The 21960-nt window shown below is 69.7% G+C and carries 19 protein-coding genes; 10 read left to right on the top strand and 9 right to left on the bottom strand.

All coding sequences use genetic code 11. The annotated features are described in order from the left end of the window. Nucleotides 1-3 precede the first annotated feature (3 nt). Nucleotides 4-1959 (top strand): galactose oxidase-like domain-containing protein, encoded by a 1956-nt coding sequence (locus OG885_RS14930; protein WP_405731137.1) that lies wholly within the window; start codon nt 4-6, stop codon nt 1957-1959. Between the two features lies 1 nt (nt 1960). Here OG885_RS14930 and OG885_RS14925 read toward each other — a convergent pair whose 3' ends face one another. Together OG885_RS14925 and OG885_RS14920 are read right to left on the bottom strand one after the other, a co-directional pair. Further along, nucleotides 1961-2971, bottom strand: a complete 1011-nt coding sequence (locus tag OG885_RS14925) for a glycoside hydrolase family 6 protein (protein WP_405731135.1) — start codon at nt 2969-2971, stop codon at nt 1961-1963. Between the two features lie 85 nt (nt 2972-3056). Beyond that, a complete protein-coding gene (locus OG885_RS14920) occupies nt 3057-4058 on the bottom strand; it encodes a DUF5937 family protein (protein WP_405731133.1) in 1002 nt (333 codons plus the stop codon). 83 nt (nt 4059-4141) lie between these two features. Here OG885_RS14920 and OG885_RS14915 point away from each other — a divergent pair, with 83 nt between their 5' ends. From OG885_RS14915 to OG885_RS14905, 3 genes are all read left to right on the top strand, one after another. Then, a complete protein-coding gene (locus OG885_RS14915; protein WP_405731131.1) occupies nt 4142-5347 on the top strand; it encodes an MFS transporter in 1206 nt (401 codons plus the stop codon). 70 nt (nt 5348-5417) lie between these two features. Further along, nucleotides 5418-5927: a MarR family winged helix-turn-helix transcriptional regulator gene (locus OG885_RS14910; RefSeq protein ID WP_399948172.1), complete on the top strand. Its 510-nt coding sequence runs from the start codon at nt 5418-5420 to the stop codon at nt 5925-5927. A 162-nt stretch (nt 5928-6089) separates the two neighbouring features. Then, nucleotides 6090-6569, top strand: a complete 480-nt coding sequence (locus OG885_RS14905) for a hypothetical protein (RefSeq protein ID WP_405731129.1) — start codon at nt 6090-6092, stop codon at nt 6567-6569. A 3-nt stretch (nt 6570-6572) separates the two neighbouring features. Here the strand turns inward: OG885_RS14905 and OG885_RS14900 are convergent, their stop codons facing one another. Continuing rightward, the gene (locus OG885_RS14900) at nt 6573-6914 is read right to left on the bottom strand and encodes a DUF3817 domain-containing protein (protein WP_399948168.1); all 342 of its coding nucleotides are present in this window, start codon (nt 6912-6914) and stop codon (nt 6573-6575) included. Nucleotides 6915-6979: 65 nt separating this feature from the next. Here OG885_RS14900 and OG885_RS14895 point away from each other — a divergent pair, with 65 nt between their 5' ends. Next, nucleotides 6980-8680, top strand: a complete 1701-nt coding sequence (locus OG885_RS14895) for a methylmalonyl-CoA mutase (protein WP_405731126.1) — start codon at nt 6980-6982, stop codon at nt 8678-8680. A 45-nt stretch (nt 8681-8725) separates the two neighbouring features. Here the strand turns inward: OG885_RS14895 and OG885_RS14890 are convergent, their stop codons facing one another. Next, nucleotides 8726-9397, bottom strand: coding sequence for a TetR/AcrR family transcriptional regulator (locus tag OG885_RS14890; RefSeq protein WP_405731124.1), 672 nt, complete (start codon nt 9395-9397; stop codon nt 8726-8728). A gap of 219 nt (nt 9398-9616) precedes the next feature. Between OG885_RS14890 and OG885_RS14885 the strand changes: the two genes are divergently transcribed. The 4 genes from OG885_RS14885 (at nt 9617) to OG885_RS14870 (ending at nt 13862) form a co-directional block, all read left to right on the top strand. Then, nucleotides 9617-10597 carry a tetratricopeptide repeat protein gene (locus tag OG885_RS14885; RefSeq protein WP_405731122.1) on the top strand — a complete coding sequence of 327 codons (981 nt, stop codon included), beginning with the start codon at nt 9617-9619 and terminating at the stop codon, nt 10595-10597. Between the two features lie 658 nt (nt 10598-11255). Beyond that, complete coding sequence (locus OG885_RS14880) at nt 11256-11888, top strand: DUF6230 family protein (RefSeq protein ID WP_329334577.1); 633 nt, start codon at nt 11256-11258, stop codon at nt 11886-11888. A 137-nt stretch (nt 11889-12025) separates the two neighbouring features. Continuing rightward, nucleotides 12026-12592 carry a DUF6114 domain-containing protein gene (locus OG885_RS14875; protein WP_399948160.1) on the top strand — a complete coding sequence of 189 codons (567 nt, stop codon included), beginning with the start codon at nt 12026-12028 and terminating at the stop codon, nt 12590-12592. Continuing rightward, a complete protein-coding gene (locus OG885_RS14870) occupies nt 12582-13862 on the top strand; it encodes a hypothetical protein (RefSeq protein ID WP_405731119.1) in 1281 nt (426 codons plus the stop codon). Before OG885_RS14875 ends, OG885_RS14870 begins: the two co-directional genes overlap by 11 nt. A 94-nt stretch (nt 13863-13956) precedes the next feature. Here the strand turns inward: OG885_RS14870 and pyk are convergent, their stop codons facing one another. The 3 genes from pyk to pta form a co-directional block, all read right to left on the bottom strand. Beyond that, entirely contained in the window at nt 13957-15381 is a 1425-nt protein-coding gene (gene pyk / locus OG885_RS14865; RefSeq protein ID WP_405731117.1) for a pyruvate kinase, read from the bottom strand. Nucleotides 15382-15481: 100 nt separating this feature from the next. Next, nucleotides 15482-16690 carry an acetate kinase gene (locus OG885_RS14860; protein ID WP_405731115.1) on the bottom strand — a complete coding sequence of 403 codons (1209 nt, stop codon included), beginning with the start codon at nt 16688-16690 and terminating at the stop codon, nt 15482-15484. After that, nucleotides 16687-18792, bottom strand: a complete 2106-nt coding sequence (gene pta / locus OG885_RS14855; RefSeq protein ID WP_405731113.1) for a phosphate acetyltransferase — start codon at nt 18790-18792, stop codon at nt 16687-16689. Before pta ends, OG885_RS14860 begins: the two co-directional genes overlap by 4 nt. Nucleotides 18793-18974: 182 nt before the next feature. On the opposite strand from pta, the gene OG885_RS14850 reads away from it, so the two are divergent. After that, on the top strand, nt 18975-20000 hold the full coding sequence (locus OG885_RS14850) for an ATP-dependent 6-phosphofructokinase (RefSeq protein ID WP_405731111.1): 1026 nt from the start codon (nt 18975-18977) through the stop codon (nt 19998-20000). A gap of 42 nt (nt 20001-20042) precedes the next feature. On the opposite strand, the gene OG885_RS14845 is transcribed toward OG885_RS14850, so the two are convergent. Together OG885_RS14845 and OG885_RS14840 are read right to left on the bottom strand one after the other, a co-directional pair. Beyond that, complete coding sequence (locus OG885_RS14845; protein WP_405731109.1) at nt 20043-20756, bottom strand: XRE family transcriptional regulator; 714 nt, start codon at nt 20754-20756, stop codon at nt 20043-20045. A gap of 368 nt (nt 20757-21124) precedes the next feature. Further along, complete coding sequence (locus tag OG885_RS14840) at nt 21125-21958, bottom strand: carbohydrate ABC transporter permease (protein ID WP_405731107.1); 834 nt, start codon at nt 21956-21958, stop codon at nt 21125-21127. Nucleotides 21959-21960 lie beyond the last annotated feature (2 nt).

Raw genomic sequence — 21960 nt, 5'->3', positions numbered from 1 at the left:
GCCATGGCCTACCAGCCGTCCCAGAAGACCAAGAAGACCGTCCTCGGCATCGGCGGCATCGCCGTCCTCGCCGGCCTCAACGCCCCGGCCGCGCTGGACTTCGCCGGGAAGCAGTACCACGCGTACAAGATCGCGCAGCCCGAGTACCAGGCCAAGTACGGGAGTTGGGCCACGGTCGACATCCCGGAGCAGTACCGCACCAACGCCATCCATGCGGCGCTGCTGCACACCGGCAAGGTCCTGATCGTCGCGGGCTCCGGCAACGAGCAGAAGAAATTCGACGAGGGCTCCTTCGACACCATCCTGTGGGACCCGAAGACGGACACCTTCAAGAAGATCCCCACGCCCGACGATTTCTTCTGCTCCGGCCACGCCCAACTCCCCGACGGCCGCCTGCTCGTGGCCGGCGGCACCGCCCGCTACGAACTCCTCGACGGCGAGATCGACCGGGCCGGCGGCGGCATGCGGGTGAAGAACGAGAACCCGGACAAGGCCATGGTCCTGAAGAAGGGCACCCGCTTCCGCTCGCCCGCCGGAGTCGAGTACGTCACCAGGTTCGACGTCACCGTCCCCAAGGCGAAGAAGAAGTTCAAGGTCACGTACGACGCCCGCGGTGTGATGCAGCCCTGGCAGACGAAGGTGACGGCGAGCGAGGCCCGTGTCTTCGTAGAGGCCGTCGAGAAGGGCCCGATGTCGGTCACCGAGAAGCGGGCCCAGTACGAGGTCGTCGGCCTGAAGGGCAAGGACGCGGCCAACACGTACGGCCTGTCGGAGAAGATCACCCTCGACAAGCAGGACTTCCAGGGCATCCGCGCCGCCTACGAGTTCGACCCGGCCGCCGAGCGGTACATCCCCGTCGACCCGATGGACAAGGCCCGTTGGTACCCGACCCTCGTCGGCCTCGACGACGGCCGGGTCCTCGCCGTCTCCGGACTGGACGACGTCGGGGTGATCGACCCGGGCGACAACGAGATCTACGACCCGAAGACCAAGAAGTGGTCCCGCGGCCCCAAGCGGTACTTCCCCACCTACCCCGCGCTGTTCCTCACCAAGGGCGGCAAGCTCTTCTACCCGGCCTCCAACGCCGGCTACGGGCCCGCCGACCAGGGCCGCGAGCCGGGCCTGTGGGATCTGAAGACCAACACCTTCGAGAAGATCCCGGGCCTGCGCGACGCCGACGAGACCGAGACCTCGGCCTCCCTGCTGCTGCCGCCCGCGCAGGACCAGAAGGTGATGATCCTCGGCGGCGGAGGCGTCGGTGAGTCCAGGAAGTCGACTCCGCGCACCGCGGTCGTCGACCTCAAGGCGGCCGACCCCGTCTTCAAGGACGGCCCCAACCTCCCCCAGGGGACCCGCTACCTGAACAGCGTGATCATGCCGGACGACACCGTCTTCACCTCGAACGGCTCCGAGGACTACCGCGGCCGCAGCGCCAGCAACATCCTCAAGGCGCAGTTCTACGACCCCAAGGACAACGTCTTCCACGAGGCCGCGGCCCCGACGGTCGGCCGCAACTACCACTCCGAGGCGCTGCTGCTGCCCGACGGCCGGGTCGCCACGTTCGGCTCCGACCCGCTCTTCGACGACCAGCAGAACACCAAGCTCGGCCACTTCGAGCAGCGGATGGAGGTCTTCACGCCGCCCGCCCTGCACCGGGCCGGCGACGACCGGCCCGTACTGCGGGGCGGTGCGGAGGTCCTCGACGAGAACCACCGCGCGACCTACCGCACCGACCACCCCGACCGGATCGTCAAGGCCCGGCTGATGCGGCCGAGCGCGGTCACCCACACCACCGACGTCGAGCAGCGCTCCATCGAACTGGGCCTGACCAAGGACGCCCACTCGGTGACGGTCGAGGTGCCGAAGGACCCGAGCCTCGTCCCGCCGGGCTGGTACATGCTGTTCGTGACGGACGCGGACGGCACGCCGTCGGAGGCGAAGTGGATCCAGGTGAAGTGAGCTACGAGCCCTGGGTGTTGCGCGCCAGGCCCAGCGCGTACTCCGGCCACCACTGTCCGGCGGCGGGACCGCCCTCGCAGGTGCCGTCCGACTCGCCGGGCCGCTTCACCCACAGATAGGCGTCGAGGGTGGGCTCGTCGGTCCTCGTGGTCGGCCGGGTCCCCAGGGCCCGGCCGGGCGGGTTGCACCAGGCGCCCGGCAGCGGCCCGTTGCCGTTGCGGCTGGAGTCGATGACGAAGTGCTTGCCGCCGAGGTCCTGGGACAGCCGGAGGCCGTACTTCTTGGTGACGGCGTCGGTCTGGAAGTTGGAGACGTTGAGCGAGAACCCGTCCGCGGTCTCCAGCCCGGCCCGTTTCAGCGGCTCGACCAGTCTTTCCGGGTCCCGGATCCAGGACGGGTTGCCCGCGTCCAGGTACACCTTGGTGTGCGGCTGCCGCTTGAACCGGCCGATCGCCTCGCCCAGCAACTGCTCGCGCTCGGCGTGGTACTCGCCGGGCGTGCACCCGTCCACGATGTGCGCGACGGCATCCGGCTCCAGCACCACCAGCGCCTTGGCGTCGCCGAGCGCCTGCGCGAACTTCCCGATCCAGTCCCGGTAGGTGTCCGCGTCCGCGGCCCCGCCCGCCGAGTGCTGACCGCAGTCCCGGTGCGGGATGTTGTACGCCACGAAGAGCGCGGTGCGGTCCTCGGCCCGCGCCGCCGAGGTCGCCGCCCGTACGGTCGGGCCGGGGTCGATCTCCCCGGCCGGCCACAGCGCGGTGGGCTGGTCGGCGATCTTCCGCAGCAGCGCCGCGTCCGCCGTACGCCCCTCGCGTCGCCACAGCTCGATCTGCTCGGCGGCGGGGCCGGCGGGGTCGACCCAGAACGGCGAGTTCGGGTCCGGGCTCGCGATTCCGCTGGCCGCGCCCGCCACGGAGGCCTCGCCGACCTCGGAGACGGACGAGCAGCCGGCGGTGAGCCCGAGCGCGGCGGCGGTGGTGAGGGCGGCGAGGGTGTGGGTCAGCCGGGACATGCTGCTCCCTTGCGCGAGGGGATGTGCGGTGGCGTATCAGACCGATATGTGAGGTTTGTAGGTTTGTGACCCATCGTCACATGGGTCACATGTCCGAGCCGGACGCGACACCGGGCCCCGACGCCAGCGCGATCCCCAGCGGCGTGCGCTCGTACAGCACCTGGTGGCCGTACCGCCGCGAGGTCAGCAGGCCCGACTCGCGCAGCACCGTCAGATGCGCCGACACCGACGACGGGGCGAGCCCCAGGCGGTGGGCGAGCGCGGTGGTGGTGGCGGGTTCGTCGAGGGCGGTGAGCACGGACGCCCGGCCGCGCCCCAGGAGTCGTACGAGCGAGTCCGGCGTACGGTCGGCGGACTCCGCCCACAGACCGCCGATGCCCCGCGCCGGATACACGAGCATCGGCTGCCAGGGCGGATCGAAGGTGCTGACCACGTCCGGCCAGACGAAGACGCTGGGCATGAGCACGAGCCCCTGCCCGGCGAGCCGCCGCTCGTGCCGGCCGTTGCTCTCCACGGTCAGCGTCCCCGCGTCCCAGCCGCACCGCCGGTTGATCTCCGGCAGCAGCCCGCCCAGCCCCACCTCGGCCAGTCGCCGCGAGTGGAACGCCACGTCGGCCTCCAGCAGGGCGCGCAGCCGGGGCCAGTCCGGTTCGATGAGCCGGTGCCAGGCCGCCTCCATGGCGTCCGCCAGCTCCCGCACCATCCGCACCGGATCGGCCAGCCAGGCCCGCCCGTACGGCGAGTCCAGCGCGCCCGGGGTGTCCGCGAGGGACTGGGCGGTGTCCTCCCGGGCCGCCTCGGGATCGGCCGCCCGGACCGCCGCGATCTCCTCCTCGAACGTCGCCGCGCTGCTCGGCGGCGGACACAGCCAGTCGGGGGAGTGGCCGCGGCGCGGCATCAGCAGCCACAGCGGGGTGAGGTCGAGCGTGGCGGCGGCGTCCCGGATCCGCCGCAGCCAGGGCGCGTGATAGCCGTGCCGGTCCGGCCGCTTGAGCGTACGGACCGCGTCCTGCGTCTCCCACAACGGCGACACGGCGAAGCGGCAGCGGAGGAAGTCGTCCTCACCGAAGTGCAGACGGGACGGCATGACGCGCCCTTTCCTGGACCGGGAAGATTCGGCTGACGCCGAAACTCTATGGCGTGGCTCCGGCGCCGGTCACGCTGCTGCCCATGACGGACACCCTCAGCGCCCCACCCACCGGATATGCCCGCGTCTTCGCCGTACGGGAGTTCCGCGCGGTCTTCGCGGCACACCTGCTCTCGCTCCTGGGCGTGGTGGTCGCCGAGATCTCGCTGTCCGTCCTCGTCTACGACCTGACCGGCTCGCCCCTGCTGAGCGCGCTCGCGTTCGCGCTCGGTTTCCTGCCGTACGTCGTCGGCGGCACCCTTCTCGCGGGGGTCGCCGACCGTTTCCCGGCCCGGCGGGTGCTGGTCCTGTGCGATCTGGTGTGCGCGGCGTGCGTGCTGCTGATGACGCTGCCGGGCGCGCACATCGCGGTGCTGCTCGCGCTGCGGTGTGCGCTGGCCGTGGTGTCGCCGGTGTTCGCCGGGACGCGGATGGCGACGCTGGCCGACATCCTGGGCGACGGCGACCCGTTCGTGCTGGGCCGCTCCCTGCTGCGGATCGTGTCGCAGGGGGCGCTGCTGGCCGGGTACGGCGTCGGCGGCCTGCTCCTGACCGCCGTGTCCCCACGCCACGCCCTGCTGATCACGGTGGTCACCTTCTGCGCCTCGGCGGGACTGCTGCGGTTCGGGACCCGGCGGCGGCCGGCGCGGGCGAGTGGGGGCTCGCTGGTGACGGACTCCCTGAAGGGTGCGCGGCAGGTACTGGCGGACCGCAGGACCAGGGTGCTGCTGTTCCTCTTCTGGGTGCCGCCGATGTTCGCGGTGGTGCCGGAGGCGCTGGCGGCGCCGTACGCCGATGACCTGGGCGTCGGTTCGGTGGGGCTCGGGTTGCTGATGTGCGCGTTGCCGGTGGGCACGATCGCCGGGGAACTGTGGGCGGGCGCCCGCCTCCGCCCCGAGGCGAGGGAACGGATCGCGCTTCCGTTGGTGTGCGTGACGCTGCTTCCGTACGTGGGCTACGCCCTGCGCCCGGGCCTGCCGACGGCTCTCCTTCTCCTCTTTCTCTCGGGCGCCGGCTCGGCGTACACGCTGGGCCTGGACCAGTGGTTCGTGCGGGCGGTGCCGGAGGGGCTGCGGGGGCGTGCGATGACCTTGCTCACGGCCGGGCTGATGACGATCCAGGGGGTGGGCATGGCGCTCGCGGGGGTCGCGGCGGAGTTCGCGGGGGTGGCGTGGACGGTCGCGGGAGCGGGGGTGCTGGGGGCGGGGTGCTGTGCGCTGCTGGCGGTGGAGGCGCGGCGGACGGGGTGACGGGGGGTGCGGTGGACCGAATACCAAGACGGGGCTGACCACCATGTGACCGGCCGGTAAGGTCGGTGCCGTGCCGAAGCCCCTCAGTCTCCCCTTCGATCCCATCGCCCGCGCGGACGAGCTCTGGAAGCAGCGCTGGGGAAACGTGCCGTCGATGGCCGCGATCACGTCGATCATGCGTGCCCATCAGATCCTGCTGGCCGAGGTCGACGCGGTGGTCAAGCCCTACGGACTGACCTTCGCGCGCTACGAGGCCCTGGTTCTGCTCACCTTCTCCAAGGCCGGCGAGCTGACCATGTCCAAGATCGGCGAACGCCTGATGGTGCACCCCACGTCGGTGACGAACACGGTGGACCGCCTGGTCAAGTCGGGCCTGGTCGACAAGAAGCCCAACCCCAACGACGGGCGCGGCACGCTCGCCGTCATCACCGATAAGGGCCGCGAGGTCGTCGAGGCCGCCACCCGCGACCTCATGGCCATGGACTTCGGCCTCGGCGTCTACGACGCGGAGGAATGCGGCGAGATCTTCGCCCTGCTGAGACCACTGCGGGTGGCGGCGAGCGACTTCGACGAGGACTGAGACCGCGGGTCAACGCGGACGGGGCTGATCGCGCCTGAAGGTGATCTTCCCCGCGCATAATCGATCCGGCGGCAGGGGCCCGGCGTCCGCTCTGCGATCTTGTGGATCGGCCGTGATCCGGTGATTCGGAATCCGGATCCGCGTGAAGCAGGGAGATGCGCGTTGTCGACGTTACGTAATGCCACCCGCCGTCTGGTGACCGCCGGAGGAGCGGTCGCTCTGATCGCCGCCGTGACCCTGGGGGCCGGAGGTCCGGCACGGGCCAGTGCCACCGGGTCGACCCCGATCGGGACGTTCGACTACGACCTGCGGGGAGCGGGTGTGAAGGTCCCGGTGGGGTGCTTTCTGACGCACTCCATCGACGGCTCGGGCAGGCGGATCAAGAGCCAGCTGGCCGGTGTGGACTGTATGGGGCTCGCGGCGACCTTCTCCAAGTTCTGCAACTGGAGGATCGACTTCGCCTTCGCGGACACCGACAACAGGACGTACAGGACGTCACGCGGCGCGACGCACCTGGAGTGCCGGGGCAATCCGCTGCGACGGGCCTCGGCGCAGACGCTGCCGAAGTACGGCAAGGCCTGCGCGAAGTTCTATGTGAACGGGAAACTGCGCGCCGTGCAGTGTCACTTCATCACGAAGTGAGGTTCAGGCCGCGGCCGTCTTGGGGGTCGCGTCCTCGAGGACGAGTGGCGTGACCTCTCGGGTGACCTTGCGCTCTACGAAGAAGGCGGCGGTCGGGACCGTGCCGGCCAGCAGGACCCAGGCGAGACGGCCCAGCGGCATCTTCGCCTTCGTGCCCAGGTCGAAGGCGAAGACCAGGTAGAGCACGTACAGCCAGCCATGGGCGATACCGACGCCGGTGACGAAGCCGTCGAACCCGTCCAGGCCCAGCACTCGCTTCCCGATCACGCCGATCGTCAGCAGGATGAGCAGCACGGCGGTGACGTAGGCCATCACCCGGTAACGGGTCAGGACGCTCTTCTTCATGCCGTCGAGAGTAACGGGTGGGTCGCCATCGACATTTACTAGGACGTCCTAGTAAATTCGAAGGTATGGACGCTGACGCCATCGAAGAGGGCCGCCGACGGTGGCAGGCCCGGTATGACTCCTCTCGTACGCGGGAGGCCGACTTCACCACGTTGTCCGGGGACGCCGTGGAGCCGGTGTACGGGCCTCGGGCGGGGGATCGGTACGAGGGGTTCGAGCGGATCGGGTGGCCCGGGGAGTACCCGTACACTCGCGGGCTGTACGCCACCGGGTACCGGGGGCGGACCTGGACCATTCGGCAGTTCGCCGGGTTCGGGAACGCCGAGCAGACCAACGAGCGGTACAAGATGATCCTCGCCAATGGCGGGGGCGGGCTGTCCGTGGCCTTCGACATGCCCACCCTCATGGGGCGGGACTCCGATGATCCGCGGTCGCTCGGCGAGGTCGGGCACTGCGGGGTGGCCATCGACTCCGCCGCCGACATGGAGGTGCTGTTCAAGGACATCCCGCTCGGGGACGTCACCACCTCCATGACCATCAGCGGGCCCGCTGTGCCGGTCTTCTGTATGTATCTCGTCGCCGCCGAGCGGCAAGGGGTCGATCCCGCCGTGCTCAACGGGACGCTCCAGACCGACATCTTCAAGGAGTACATCGCCCAGAAGGAGTGGCTCTTCCAGCCCGAGCCCCATCTGCGGCTCATCGGGGACCTGATGGAGTACTGCGCGGCGGGCATTCCCGCCTACAAGCCGCTCTCCGTCTCCGGGTATCACATCCGGGAAGCCGGGTCGACGGCCGCGCAGGAGCTTGCCTACACGCTCGCCGACGGGTTCGGGTACGTGGAGTTGGGGCTCTCGCGCGGGCTCGATGTGGATGTGTTCGCTCCGGGACTTTCCTTCTTCTTCGACGCGCACGTCGATTTCTTCGAGGAGATCGCCAAGTTCCGGGCAGCGAGGCGGATCTGGGCCCGGTGGATGCGGGATGTGTACGGGGCGAAGTCCGAGAAGGCTCAGTGGTTGCGGTTCCATACGCAGACCGCCGGTGTTTCGCTGACTGCCCAGCAGCCTTACAACAACGTCGTGCGGACCGCCGTCGAGGCGCTCGCCGCCGTGCTCGGCGGGACCAACTCCCTGCACACCAACGCCCTCGACGAGACCCTCGCGCTGCCGAGCGAGCAGGCCGCCGAGATCGCGCTGCGCACCCAGCAGGTCCTCATGGAGGAGACCGGCGTCGCCAACGTCGCGGATCCGCTGGGCGGTTCCTGGTACGTCGAGCAGCTGACCGACCGTATCGAGGCCGACGCCGAGAAGATCTTCGAGCAGATCAAGGAGCGGGGGCTGCGGGCGTACCCCGACGGGCAGCACCCCATCGGGCCGATCACCTCCGGGATCCTGCGGGGCATCGAGGACGGATGGTTCACCGGGGAGATCGCCGAGTCCGCGTTCCAGTACCAACGGGCCCTGGAGAAGGGGGACAAGAGGGTCGTGGGCGTCAACGTCCATCACGGCTCCGTCACCGGGGACCTGGAGATCCTGCGGGTCTCCCACGAGGTCGAGCGGGAGCAGGTGCGGGAGTTGGGCGGCCGTAAGGCCGGGCGGGACGACGCCGCGGTGCGGGGGGCGCTGGACGCCATGCTCGCCGCCGCGCGGGACGGGTCCAACATGATCGGGCCGATGCTCGACGCCGTGCGGGCCGAGGCGACGCTGGGCGAGATCTGCGGGGTGCTGCGGGACGAGTGGGGGGTGTACACGGAGCCCGCCGGGTTCTGAGTGGCCGACGGATGAGGCCGGCGGGGTGGGTTGCGCAGCCCGGCGCTACGGGGCGCCGCCCGCCCCCGCCCCTGCCGCCTCGGCGGGGTTCGCGCCGTCCGACGCCCCCGCCAACCCCAGCAGCAACACCCGCGTGAACCCCCGTACCCACTCCTCGTCCGCCGGTTCCGCGCTCACCAGGGTGCGGTGGACCACCGCACCCGCCACCACGTCGAAGATCAGGTCGACCGTGCGGGACGTCTCCCCGGGGTCCGTCTCGGGAGGCAGCTCGCCGCGCCGCTGTGCGCGCGCCCGGCCCTCCAGGACCAGGCGTTTCTGGCGGTCGACGATCGAGGCGCGGATGCGTTCGCGCAGGGCGTCGTCCCGGGTCGATTCCGCTACGACCGCCATCAGGCCGCTCTTCGCCTCCGGGCGGGCCAGGATCGCCGCGAACTGGAGGACCACGCCCTCGATGTCGGCGGCCAGGGTGCCGCGGTCGGGGAGGCGCAGTTCGTCGAAGAGCTCCGCCACCGCGTCGACGACGAGTTCGTTCTTGCCGGGCCAGCGGCGATAAAGCGTCGTCTTCGCAACCGCCGCCCGCGTCGCCACGTCTCCCAGCGTGAGCTTGGACCAGCCCAGCTCCACCAGAGCCTCCCGGGTGGCCGCGAGGATCGCGGCGTCCGCGGCGGCGGAGCGGGGGCGTCCGGTGGCGCGGGGGACGGGAGTGCGGCTCTGCATCCACCGACCATAACCGGCGATTCCTGTGAAGCCGTGAGGGAGATCACCGGGGAGTGGTCGCGAGGAGGCACTGAGTGCCATTACGCTACGACTCGTAGCGAAACCACTGGCGTGGGGTGGGGACCCGGCGTCGAACAACGCACCGCAGGACCAGTACAGAGCCTGACCAGCTTTCATGATGCTTTTCACGTACGCGCGCGAACGGGGGAGGATAGACGCATGCAGCCACGGAACATGTCCATGAGCGGAGTCGTCGACCTCGCCGCGGTGAAGGCGGCCCAGGAGGCCAAGGCGAAGGCGGAGCAGGCGCGGGCCGAGGCGGCCCGGCAGGGCGGCGGCCCCGGGGCCGTGTCGCCCGCCGACCTCGTCATCGACGTAGACGAGGCCGGGTTCGAGCTCGAAGTCCTGCAGCGCTCCACCGAGGTGCCGGTCGTCATCGACTTCTGGGCCGAGTGGTGCGAGCCCTGCAAGCAGCTCAGCCCGGTGCTTGAGCAGCTCGTCCTCGAGTACAACGGACGCCTCCTCCTCGCCAAGATCGACGTCGACGCCAACCAGATGCTGATGCAGCAGTTCGGGGTCCAGGGGATCCCGGCCGTCTTCGCCGTCGTCGCCGGTCAGGCCCTGCCGCTCTTCCAGGGCGCCGCGGGCAAGGAGCAGATCCAGCAGACCCTGGACCAGTTGGTACAGGTCGCCGAGCAGCGCTTCGGTCTCACCGGCCTCACCGTCGACCCCGACGCCGCGCCCGGTGCCGAGCGGGTCGCCGCTCCGGCCGCTCCCGCCGGGCCCTACGACGCCCTCCTGGAGGCCGCCGTACAGGCCCTGGATGCGGGGGACTTCGGCGGTGCGGTGCAGGCGTACAAGAACGTCCTGAGCGACGACCCGGGCAACACGGAGGCCAAACTGGGCCTCGCCCAGGCCGAGTTGCTGTACCGGGTGCAGGGGCTCGACCCACAGCGGGTGCGGCAGGACGCGGCCGCGAAGCCGGGAGACGTGGCGGCCCAGGTCGCCGCGGCCGACCTGGATCTGGTCGGCGGACATGTCGAGGACGCCTTCGGGCGGCTCATCGAGACCGTGCGGCGCACGGCGGGCGACGACCGGGACGCCGTACGCGTACGGCTGTTGGAGCTGTTCGAGGTCGTCGGGCCCGATGAGCCGCGGGTGATCGCGGCGCGCCGGGCGCTCGCGCGGGCGCTGTTCTGAGCGGGCCGTCGACCGGGGCGAGGCCCCCGTTCTGAGCAGCCTCTAAACACCCGGGCATGTGGTGCCCGAGTGAAAGATTTGCCGATGGAGCGTCACTGCGGCCGCGCTTTACCAAATCTTGGTAATCGCGGCCGCTGTTACTGGAAGTAAGTTCTGGGCGTTGTTCTGTCGGATTATGTCCAGCCGTCAACGTCTTTGTCCGGCCCCGGAGTGCTACCGGGAGTCGTCGTCCGAGACCAGCGGGTCGTTGTTCGGTTATCCGGCCGTTACTACCGAGTAACGAAGCCCCTTGTGCGGGCGGCGAGAATGCACCACGATCGGCGACGCTCGGTCCATTCCCGTACCCCGACAGCCGGTCGGGCCCGCGGGAACTCCTGGGTCCCCACCGAGCAGAGCCGACGGCAGTGGCGCCGGCTCTTGGACAGGGGGGTCTTCGTCCACTTGGCGAAGCCTGTCCAGGTTGTGCGTGATGTGCGTCAGGCGCGACCAGTGGTTGTCGCTCGGGGGTGATCGCCGGTGATCGGTGCGCGGTTCGCGCCTGAGTACGGGCGCTCCCCTTCCCGAGGACGTAGCACTTCTCCCATCCCTGCCCGGCTGAGCCGTCTTGTTCGACAGGGGCAGTCAGGGTCAGGAGATGTACGTCCGAGAAGGAGGAAATATGGAGTCCCAGGTGCGTGGCGGGACCAGATGGAAGCGGTTCGCCGTCGTCATGGTGCCCAGCGTGGCCGCCACGGCTGCGATAGGTGTCGCCCTCGCGCAGGGCGCTCTCGCCGCGTCGTTCAGTGTGTCGGGTCAGTCGTTCAAGGTGACGACCGACCAGCTCGACGGCAAGGGCTTCGTCCAGTACGGAGCCATTGACTCGGGTTACACGATGAGCGGCCAGAAGACGGCCCACCCGGTCGCGGTGTCGGGCTTCAAGTCCGCGACCATCAAGAACCTGTGCCAGTCGGTTGTCACCCCTGACATCCCGCTGCTCGGTTCCGTCAGCCTCATCCTGAAGGCCGGCGGTGGCGACACCCCGGTCGAGGCCGAGAACCTGTACATCGACGTCGCCGACCTCAGCGCCGACGCCACCTTCCGTGGCATCGACATCGGTGTGGCGGCCAAGGACGCGGCCAAGGGTCCGGGTATCGCCAAGGGCGACACCGCGAACCCCTACGGGTTCGCGCAGCAGGCCGACTCGGTCACCCTGACCGGTGTGAAGCAGACGGCGTGGGCGACCACCGCCGGAACCTTCAAGCTCAGCGGCCTGAAGATGTCGCTGGCGACGGGTGTCAAGGAGTGCTACTAAGCACTCGCTGACGGGCGGGGGGGCCGGTGGCGCCCCCGCCCGTCCACTCTCCGGCCGCTGTTCGCACGTTCTCCACAAGCGGCCGCACGAAGCACGACTCACCACCACAGCAACACCGTGACAGGGAGCTGTTTTCCATGAGCGCCGAGACTCCTGCCGTACCCGGCCACGATGAGCACTACCTCCGGGTCGCCAAGCGGAAGTTCCGCGGCTGGCGGGGTGACCGGCCGTTCTGGGCCGGCCTGTTCGTCATGCTCGGCGGACTCCCCATCGCTTACTTCCCGTACGCAAACCTCCAGATCGGCCATCTGACGCTGGCGATGGCCACCACCGCGGGCGCGGGATCCCTGATCATCGGTGTGCTGCTGGTCGTCCTCGGCATCAGCCTCTGGTTCCAGAAGCACGTCCGCACCTTCGCGGGCGTCGCGGCGATCCTGCTGGCCCTGGTGTCGATCCCGGTCTCGAACCTCGGCGGCTTCCTCATCGGCTTCCTCTTCGCCCTCGTCGGCGGAGCGATGGCCGTGGCGTGGGTGCCGGGCGAGGCGCCCGAGGCGCAGCCGGTGGCGGAGGCCGGCGCCGGGGAGAGTGACGCGCCTCAGGGCGCGGTCCCCACGCTCTCCAAGGACGCGTACGACGTTGAGCCGAACGATCTGTCAGGAACGAGCCCGGCGAACGGGGCGAACGGGAGGCACAGTGCCGGCTGACGAGGTGACCCACGGGACTGATGTGGACGAGTCCCGTGTGAGAACCGGGCCGCGGCACGCGGCACCCAAGAAGCCGCTGTTCACCCGGTTCCACATGCCGGCGGGCAAGGCGATAGCCCTGGCGGCGATGCCGACGGCGGTCCTCATGGGGATGGGATTCACGCCGACGCTCGCCAACGCCGAGGACCAGCCCGCCGCGAAGAGCCTCACGGCGGACGAGTACAAGGACTGTGTCGCGGCCCTGGAGGACGGCGCGTCCGCGTCGGCCACGCCGTCCGCGAGCGCGAGCGAGTCCAAGGACGAGGCGACGCCGACCCCCTCGGCCTCCGAGTCCAAGGACTCCGGCTCCTCGGACAACGGCTCCTCGGGCAGCGGCTCTTCGTCGGATTCAGGTTCCGACGACGAGGCCACGCCCACGCCGTCCGCGTCCGCCTCCAACGAGGCGCAGTCGGGCAGCACGGCCACGCCCTCGCCCTCGGCCTCCGAGAGCAGCGGCAACGTGCTGGACGAGATCGGCGACGCGATCACCGGCATCTTCACGGGTGGCGAGAGCGCTTCGCCGTCCGCGAGTGCCAGCCCGACGCCGTCCGCCTCGGCCTCCGCGACGGAGGACGGCAAGGACGACGCGGGCGACGCGGTCAAGGACACCACCGAGAAGGTCACCGACACGGTCGAGGACACCGTGAAGGACACGACCGACACGGCGACCAAGGCGGCCGAGGACACCACGGACGCGGTCAAGGAGGCGGCCGCCGAGGCCACCGCCAGCCCGTCGGCGAGCTCCACCACGGACCCGGACGACTGCCCGGTCGCCACGGACGCGGAGAGCGGCGTCGACAACACCGTGCCGCTGCCCGACGACCCCTGGTACCTGAACGCCAGCTCGCTGCTGCTGAAGGGCGCCGACTACAAGGGCATCGTCGAGGTGAAGACGGCCAACGGCACCAAGAAGAAGGTGCTGAAGTACGTCATCTCCGACGGCACCGACATCGGCGACCTGCACCAGACGGTCAACGACGAGCAGTCCGGCAAGACCTACCACGTGCAGGCGGCCAAGGGCTCGACGTCGACCATCCGGGACGGCGAGACGGTGATGTACACGGAGTCCATCTCCGGGAACCTGCTGGGCCTGATCCCGATCACGTTCGATCCGGAGAACCCGCCGCCGCTCAACATCCCGCTGATCTACTTCACCAAGGTGAAGGTCGTGCAGGCCGGCCAGTTCGGCGGGACCCTGCATGTGCCCGGGCTGCATCAGTACATCGACTGAGCGCCCGCACAAGCCCGTTCGGGAGCCGCACAAGCGCTGAGGGCGCCCCCTGTCGCAGGGGGCGCCCTCAGCGTCGTACAGGACCCTTGTGGGGTTACTTCTCGCCGCCCAGGTGGTGGACCCGGACCATGTTGGTGGTGCCGGGGACGCCGGGGGGCGAGCCGGCGGTGATGATGACGATGTCGCCGTTGCTGAAGCGGTTGAGCTTGGAGACCTCGCCGTCGACCAGGTCGACCATCTCGTCGGTGCTGTTCACGAACGGCACGACGTGCGACTCCACGCCCCAGCTGAGCGCCAGCTGGTTGCGGGTGCCCTCGTCGGTGGTGAAGGCGATGATCGGCTGGGCGGCGCGGTAGCGGCTCAGCCGGCGGGCGGTGTCACCGGACTTGGTGAAGGCGATGAGGCCCTTGCCGCCGAGGAAGTCGGCGATCTCCGCGGCGGCGCGGGCGACCGAACCACCCTGCGTGCGCGGCTTCTTGCCGGGGACGAGGGGCTGCAGACCCTTGCTCAGCAGCTCTTCCTCGGCCGCCTGGACGATCTTCGACATCGTCTTGACGGTCTCGATCGGGTAGGCGCCGACCGAGGACTCCGCCGAGAGCATGACCGCGTCCGCGCCGTCCAGGATCGCGTTGGCCACGTCGGAGGCCTCGGCGCGGGTGGGGCGGGAGTTGGTGATCATCGACTCCATCATCTGGGTCGCCACGATCACCGGCTTGGCGTTGCGGCGGCACAGCTCGATGAGGCGCTTCTGCACCATCGGGACCTTCTCGAGCGGGTATTCGACGGCGAGGTCACCACGGGCGACCATCACGGCGTCGAACGCCATCACGACGTCCTCCATGTTCGCCACCGCCTGCGGCTTCTCCACCTTGGCGATGACCGGGACGCGACGACCCTCCTCGTCCATCACCTTGTGGACGTCCTGCACGTCCTGGGCGTCCCGGACGAAGGACAGCGCGACCATGTCGCAGCCCATGCGCAGCGCGAAACGGAGGTCCTCGACGTCCTTCTCGGACAGCGCGGGCACGTTGACGGCCGCGCCGGGCAGGTTGATGCCCTTGTGGTCGGAGACGACACCGCCCTCGATGACGATCGTCCTGACCCGGGGGCCCTCGACGTCCAGGACCTTCAGCTCGACGTTGCCGTCGTTGATGAGGATCTGGTCGCCGCGCGAGACGTCGCCCGGCAGGCCCTTGTAGGTGGTCCCGCAGATGGCCTTGTCACCCGGGACGTCCTCGGTGGTGATGACGAACTCGTCACCACGCTCCAGCTCGACCGGGCCCTCGGCGAAGGTCTCGAGACGGATCTTCGGGCCCTGGAGGTCGGCGAGGACACCGATGGCCTTGCCGGTCTCCTTGGCCGCGGCACGGACGCGGTCGTACCGGCCCTGGTGCTCGGCGTGGCTGCCGTGGCTGAAGTTGAAGCGGGCCACGTTCATGCCGGCTTCGATCAGGGACACGAGCATTTCGTGGGAGTCGACCGCGGGGCCGAGAGTACAGACGATTTTCGAACGGCGCATGGGGCGATCCTATCGGTTTGTTTCGCAACGGAATATTCCGTCTGGCGGAAGATACAAATGGGCGGCAATGCGCTCACGCGTGTTACTGCCGTGTAATGCCTCAGTTGTTCCGTCCGACCAGTGCGTAAGTCTGTGTCGCGATCTCCAGTTCCTCGTCGGTCGGCACCACGGCGACGGCCACGCGCGCGTACTCCGGCGAGATCAGCCGCGGCTGGTCACTCCGTACGGCGTTCAGTTCGGCGTCCACCGCGAGGCCCAGCTCCTCCAGGCCCGCCACGGCAGCCTCCCGCACGGGGCTCGCGTTTTCGCCGACTCCCGCTGTGAAGGCGACGGCGTCCACCCGGCCGAGCACCGCGTAATAGGCGCCGATGTACTTCTTCAATCGGTGAATGTAGATGTCGAAGGCGAGTTGCGCCTGTTCGTCACCCTCGTCCACCCGGCGGCGGATCTCCCGCATGTCGTTGTCACCGCACAGGCCGATCAGGCCGCTCTTCTTGTTGAGAAGAGTGTCGATCTCGTCCGTGGACATTCCGCCAACACGCATCAAATGGAAGATGACGGCCGGATCCATGTCACCGGAGCGCGTACCCATCACGAGCCCCTCCAAAGGCGTCAGCCCCATGGAGGTGTCCACGCATCGGCCGCCCTGTACCGCGGAGGCGGAGGCCCCGTTGCCGAGGTGCAGCACGATGAGGTTCACGTCCTCGGGCGCCTTCCCCAGCAGCTTCGCCGTCGCCCGGGCCACATAGGCGTGCGAGGTGCCGTGGAAGCCGTAGCGCCGGATGCGGTGGGCGTCGGCGGTCTCGGTGTCGATGGCGTAGCGGGCGGCGGACTCCGGCATCGTCGTGTGGAAGGCGGTGTCGAAGACGGCGACCTGGGGCAGGTCGGGGCGCAGCGCCTGGGCGGTGCGGATGCCGGTGAGGTTGGCGGGGTTGTGCAGCGGGGCGACGGGGATCAGCCGCTCGATCTCGGCGAGCACGGCGCTGTCGACGACGGTCGGGGCGGTGAAGGCCTGTCCGCCGTGCACGACCCGGTGCCCGATGGCGGCCAGCTCCGGCGAGTCGAGGCCCAGCCCGTCCTTGGCCAGCTCCTCGGCGACGGCCTTCAGCGCGGCCTCGTGGTCGGGGATCGGGCCGGACCACTCGCGGGTGGTGTCGGACTCGACGTGGGTGTGCTTGAGCCGGGAGGTCTCCTCACCGATCCGCTCGACGAGCCCCACCGCCAGCCGGCTGCTGTCGCCCATGTCGAGCAGCTGGTACTTCACCGACGAGGAGCCGGAGTTGAGGACGAGGACGCGGGAGGCGCTCACTGGGCGGTGGCCTTCTCGATCGGGGACGGGGCGGGGGACTGGGCCTGGATGGCCGTGATGGCGACGGTGTTGACGATGTCCTGGACGAGGGCGCCCCGGGACAGGTCGTTGACCGGCTTGCGCAGCCCCTGGAGGACCGGACCGACGGCGATCGCGCCGGCCGAGCGCTGCACGGCCTTGTAGGTGTTGTTGCCCGTGTTGAGGTCGGGGAAGATCAACACGCTGGCCTGCCCGGCGACTTCGGAGTCCGGCAGCTTGGTGGCGGCCACCGTCGGCTCGACCGCGGCGTCGTACTGGATCGGCCCCTCGATGCTGAGGTCGGGCCGCCGCAGCCGTACCAGCTCGGTCGCCTCGCGCACCTTGTCGACGTCGGCGCCGGAGCCGGACGTGCCGGTGGAGTACGACAGCATCGCGATCCGCGGGGCCACGCCGAACTGCTCGGCGGTCGCGGCCGACTGGATGGCGATGTCGGCCAACTGCTCCGCGTTCGGGTCGGGGTTGACCGCGCAGTCGCCGTAGACGAGCACCTTGTCGGCGAGGCACATGAAGAAGACGGACGAGACGATGTCGGCGTCCGGCTTGGTCTTGATGATCTCGAAGGCGGGCCGGATGGTCGCGGCCGTGGAGTGCACGGACCCGGACACCATGCCGTCCGCGAGCCCCTCCTGGACCATCAGGGTCCCGAAGTAGTTCACGTCGGAGACGACGTCGTAGGCCAGCTCCACCGTCACGCCCTTGTGGGCGCGGAAGCCGGCGTACTTCTCGGCGAAGGCGTCCCGCAGCTCGGAGGTGGCGGGGTCGATCAGCTGGGCGTCGGCGAGGTCGATGCCGAGGTCGGCGGCCCTCTTGCGGATCTGGTCCACCGGGCCGAGGAGGGTGAGCGCGCAGACCCCGCGGCGCAGCAGCACCTCGGCGGCGTGCAGCACCCGGGGCTCGGTGCCCTCCGGCAGGACCACGCGGCGCAGATCGGAGCGGGCCTGCTCCAGGAGCTTGTGCTCGAACATCATCGGCGTGAGCCGGTCGCTGCTCGGCGCGGAGACCCGCTTGAGCAGGTCGCCGGTGTCGATGTGCCGCTCGAACAGCCCGAGCGCGGTCTCCGCCTTGCGCGGGGTGACCGCGCTCAACTTCCCCTCCAGGGAGAAGAGTTGCTCGGCGGTGGGGAAGCTGTTGCCGGGCACCGACAGCACCGGGGTGCCGGGGGCGAGGCGGGCGGCGAGGGTCAGGACGTCGTCGCTCGGCACCTCGTCGAGGGTGAGCAGCACCCCGGCTATCGGCGGGGTGCCGGCGCTGTGCGCGGCGAGCGAGCCGACGACCAGATCGGCCCGGTCGCCCGGCGTCACGACCAGGCAGCCCGGGGTCAGGGCCTTGAGGAGGTTCGGCAGCATCGCCCCGCCGAAGACGAAGTCCAGCGCGTCCCGGGCGAGCCCCGCGTCGTCGCCGAGGAGCACCCTGGCGCCGAGGGCGTGGGTGACCTGCGCGACGGTCGGCGCGGCGAGGGCGGGTTCGTCGGGCAGTACGTAGCAGGGCACGGGCAGCCGGGAGGCGGCCAGCCGCTCGGCGATGAGGTCGCGGTCCTCGCGGTCGACCCGGTTGGTGACCATGGCGAGGACGTCGCAGCCGAGGCCGTCGTAGGCGCGGTAGGCGTTGCGGGTCTCGGCGAGCACCGACTCGGCCGGCTGCTTGCGGCCGCCCACGACGGGGATCACGGACGCCCCGAACTCGTTGGCGAGGCGGGCGTTGAGGTTGAGCTCGTCCGGGAGCTGGGTGTCGGCGAAGTCGGTGCCGAGGACGAGGACGACGTCGTAGTCCCGCGCGACGAGATGGAACCGGTCGACGAGCGTCGACACCAGCTCGTCCGTCCCCTGTTCGGCCTGGAGGGCGGAGGCCTCGTGGTAGTCCATGCCGTAGACCGTGGCCGGGTCCTGGGAGAGGCGGTAGCGGGCGCGCAGCAGCTCGAACAGGCGATCGGGACTGTGATGTACGAGGGGCCGGAAGACACCCACCCGGTCGACCTGCCGGGTCAGGAGTTCCATGACCCCCAGCTCGACGACCTGGCGGCCGTCGCCGCGGTCGATACCGGTCACGTACACGCTGCGGGTCACGCGTGCTCTCCGTTCCGTCGGGTGTCATAAAAATCGCCCACCGAGGTGAGCAGAACCCTCTTGACAATACCTCTCACGGTGGTTAAGGCGCCCGTCAAGACCGGATGCGGCAGCGCGCTGTGGGACGTGGAACAATCGGACAAGGCTCACCGGTATCAACAGCGAGCAGGAGACACAGCACGATGCGCATCGGAGTTCTCACCGCAGGCGGCGACTGCCCTGGCCTGAACGCAGTGATCCGGTCGGTCGTGCACCGAGCCGTCACACAGTACGGCGACGAGGTCATCGGCTTCGAGGACGGATACGCCGGCCTCCTGGACGGCCACTACCGCACCCTCGACCTGGACGCGGTGAGCGGCATCCTGGCCCGCGGCGGAACCATCCTCGGCTCCTCCCGCCTGGAGCGTGACCGGCTGCGCGAGGCCTGCGAGAACGCCCCCGACATCGCCCGTGACTTCGGCATCGACGCGCTGATCCCGATCGGCGGCGAGGGCACGCTGACGGCGGCCCGGATGCTCGCCGACGCCGGTCTGCAGGTGGTCGGCGTCCCGAAGACGATCGACAACGACATCTCCTCGACGGACCGCACCTTCGGCTTCGACACGGCCGTGGGCGTCGCCACGGAGGCGATGGACCGTCTCAAGACGACGGCCGAGTCCCACCAGCGCGTGATGGTCGTCGAGGTCATGGGCCGCCACGCGGGCTGGATCGCGCTGGAGTCCGGGATGGCGGCGGGCGCGCACGGCATCTGCCTGCCCGAGCGCCCCTTCGACCCCACCGACCTGGTGAAGATGGTCGAGGAGCGCTTCGCCCGCGGCAAGAAGTTCGCGGTCATCTGCGTGGCCGAGGGCGCGCACCCCGCCGAGGGCTCGATGGACTACGGCAAGGGCGAGATCGACCAGTTCGGCCACGAGCGCTTCCAGGGCATCGGTACGGCCCTGGCGTACGAACTGGAGCGCCGCCTCGGCAAGGAGGCCAAGCCGGTCATCCTCGGCCATGTCCAGCGCGGTGGCGTGCCGACGGCGTACGACCGCGTCCTCGCCACCCGCTTCGGCTGGCACGCGGTGGAGGCGGCGCACCGGGGCGAGTTCGGCCGTATGACGGCTCTGCGCGGGACGGACGTCGTGATGGTGCCGCTGGCGGAGGCCGTGACCGAGTTGAAGACGGTGCCGAAGGACCGGATGGACGAGGCGGAGTCGGTCTTCTAGGTCTTTGCCTGTAGGTCGTTTCCTGGGTGTTCGCCCGGTTGGCTAGCCGGTGATCTCCTGGACGTTCGTCCAGAAGTGATCCACGATCCGGTCGAGGAAGTCCCGGCCCGACGCGCCCGCCCCGTTGTCGCCGCCGCTGCCGCCCCAGCTCAGGGTGGCCACCATCTGCCCCTGGTACTCACGGTGCAGCTCCTGGAGGGCGTCCTCCAGGAGCCGCCGGTCCAGGGGTACGAGTTTGGTGATGGGGCGGACGTAGGCCTGCCACCGCGTGGTGACCGCGCTGCGAAGGTGCTCGGCGAGGCGCGGCTCGCGCCCCGTGACGGTGACGAAGTCCGGCAGGTCGAGTTCGAGCAGCTCGGCGAGGGCGGAGGCCTGGCGTTCGGTGCCGCGCCAGTCGTTGTTCTCCTCCATGCGCAGATAGGCGAGGATCTCCAACCCGAGGGCGCGGGCGACGTCGTCCGGGGCGAGGCCGCGGGTGATGCGGTGCTCGCGCAAGGTGCGCGGCCGCCCGATGAGCTCACCGGGGGAACACCACAGCACGCCCGCGAGGGCGGTCAGTTCCGGGCTGGTCGGCGAGACCGTGCCCCGCTCCCAGGCGATCACGAGGTCCGGGGTGACGTACGGCATCCCGTACGAGGCCCGCATGCCGTAGGCGACATGCTCGGGCCCCATGTTGAGGGCGGCTCGGAGGCGGCGGGCGGCGGGAGCGTTGAAGGGAGGACCTGGCTGGTTCGGGAGAGCTGGGGGTCGGCGCACGGGGCACAACGTAGGGGCGTGCGCCGGTGGTGACTACGGTCTGTTCGGCCAGGATCACGGATTGTAGGAACGTACGGTTTCGGCCAGGGATTCTAGTGTCCGGAGATCGGTTGGTGAGGAGGTCGTCCGACGGCCGGCGCGTGCGTGCGGGGACGGGCGGCGACTCCGTGTACTAGGTGAACGGCAAGGTGGAGGGGCATATTCGCGAGCGGCTGCCGACGCCCGACTCAGGGCACCTCGCGATGGTCGGCGCCGAGGGGACGCCACAGATCTCGCCCGTGTGAACGGATCTCGAAGGCGAGTACGTCATGGTCAACACGCCGATCGGACGCGTGAAGGAGCAGAACCCGCGGCGCAATCCCGCCGTCTCACCCCTTGACCGCCCCGCCCAGCGCGAACCCACCGCCCAACCGCCGGGCCACCAGCACATACAGCAGGATCACCGGCGTCGAGTAGACGACCGAGAACGCGGCCAGCTGCCCGTACGCCACCATGCCCCGGTTCCCGAAGAACTCGTTGATGCTCACCGCCGCAGGCATCTGGTCCGGGGTGAGCAGGAGCATGAAGGGGACGAAGAAGTTGCCCCACATCATGACGAACGAGAAGACGGTCACGACCGCCAGTCCCGGACCCATCAGGGGGAGGACGACGCGCAGGAGGGACTGGAACGGTGAGGCGCCGTCCGTCCAGGCCGCCTCCTCCAACTCCTTCGGTACGCCGTCCATGAAGTTCTTCATCAGCCAGATGGCGAAGGGGAGTTGGGAGGCGGCGAAGAAGAAGATCGTGCCCTGCACGGTGTCGATGAGGTTCACGCGGACGAACAGGGCGTAGACCGGGACCATGATCGCGGTGATGGGCAGGCTCGTCGCGAAGAGGATCGTGAGGAGGAAGGGGCGGTTCAGGCGGGAGCGGAAGCGGGAGAGGGGGTACGCGGCGAGGGCCGCGCAGGCCACCGTCAGCGCCGTTCCGCCGCCGCAGAGGAGGAGGCTGTTGAGGAGGGGGGTGAAGGTGATGTCCGGTGTCAGGATCGCGTCGAAGTTGTCCAGGGTCAGGCTGCCGGGGACTTTCACCTTCAGGTTCGCGTCCGGGTCCAGGGCGGACAGCAGCACCCAGGCGAGGGGGAGCAGGAACGCGGCGGCGACGACCAGGAGGCCTGCGTCGGCGGCCAGGCGGCGGGTGGTTGCGCGGGGTGCCGATGCCACGG

It is taken from the genome of Streptomyces sp. NBC_00028 (assembly GCF_045041065.1).
Lineage (GTDB): Bacteria > Actinomycetota > Actinomycetes > Streptomycetales > Streptomycetaceae > Streptomyces.
This window is presented reverse-complemented; position numbering and strand designations above follow the sequence as displayed.

What these genes read in the sequence shown, in the direction of transcription:
- OG885_RS14930 (WP_405731137.1), top strand. Translation starts at nt 4, where the DNA reads ATGGCCTACCAGCCGTCCCAGAAGACCAAGAAGACCGTCCTCGGCATC.
- OG885_RS14925 (WP_405731135.1), bottom strand. Translation starts at nt 2,971, where the DNA reads ATGTCCCGGCTGACCCACACCCTCGCCGCCCTCACCACCGCCGCCGCG.
- OG885_RS14920 (WP_405731133.1), bottom strand. Translation starts at nt 4,058, where the DNA reads ATGCCGTCCCGTCTGCACTTCGGTGAGGACGACTTCCTCCGCTGCCGC.
- OG885_RS14915 (WP_405731131.1), top strand. Translation starts at nt 4,142, where the DNA reads ATGACGGACACCCTCAGCGCCCCACCCACCGGATATGCCCGCGTCTTC.
- OG885_RS14900 (WP_399948168.1), bottom strand. Translation starts at nt 6,914, where the DNA reads ATGAAGAAGAGCGTCCTGACCCGTTACCGGGTGATGGCCTACGTCACC.
- OG885_RS14895 (WP_405731126.1), top strand. Translation starts at nt 6,980, where the DNA reads ATGGACGCTGACGCCATCGAAGAGGGCCGCCGACGGTGGCAGGCCCGG.
- OG885_RS14890 (WP_405731124.1), bottom strand. Translation starts at nt 9,397, where the DNA reads ATGCAGAGCCGCACTCCCGTCCCCCGCGCCACCGGACGCCCCCGCTCC.
- OG885_RS14885 (WP_405731122.1), top strand. Translation starts at nt 9,617, where the DNA reads ATGCAGCCACGGAACATGTCCATGAGCGGAGTCGTCGACCTCGCCGCG.
- OG885_RS14880 (WP_329334577.1), top strand. Translation starts at nt 11,256, where the DNA reads ATGGAGTCCCAGGTGCGTGGCGGGACCAGATGGAAGCGGTTCGCCGTC.
- OG885_RS14875 (WP_399948160.1), top strand. Translation starts at nt 12,026, where the DNA reads ATGAGCGCCGAGACTCCTGCCGTACCCGGCCACGATGAGCACTACCTC.
- pyk (WP_405731117.1), bottom strand. Translation starts at nt 15,381, where the DNA reads ATGCGCCGTTCGAAAATCGTCTGTACTCTCGGCCCCGCGGTCGACTCC.
- OG885_RS14850 (WP_405731111.1), top strand. Translation starts at nt 18,975, where the DNA reads ATGCGCATCGGAGTTCTCACCGCAGGCGGCGACTGCCCTGGCCTGAAC.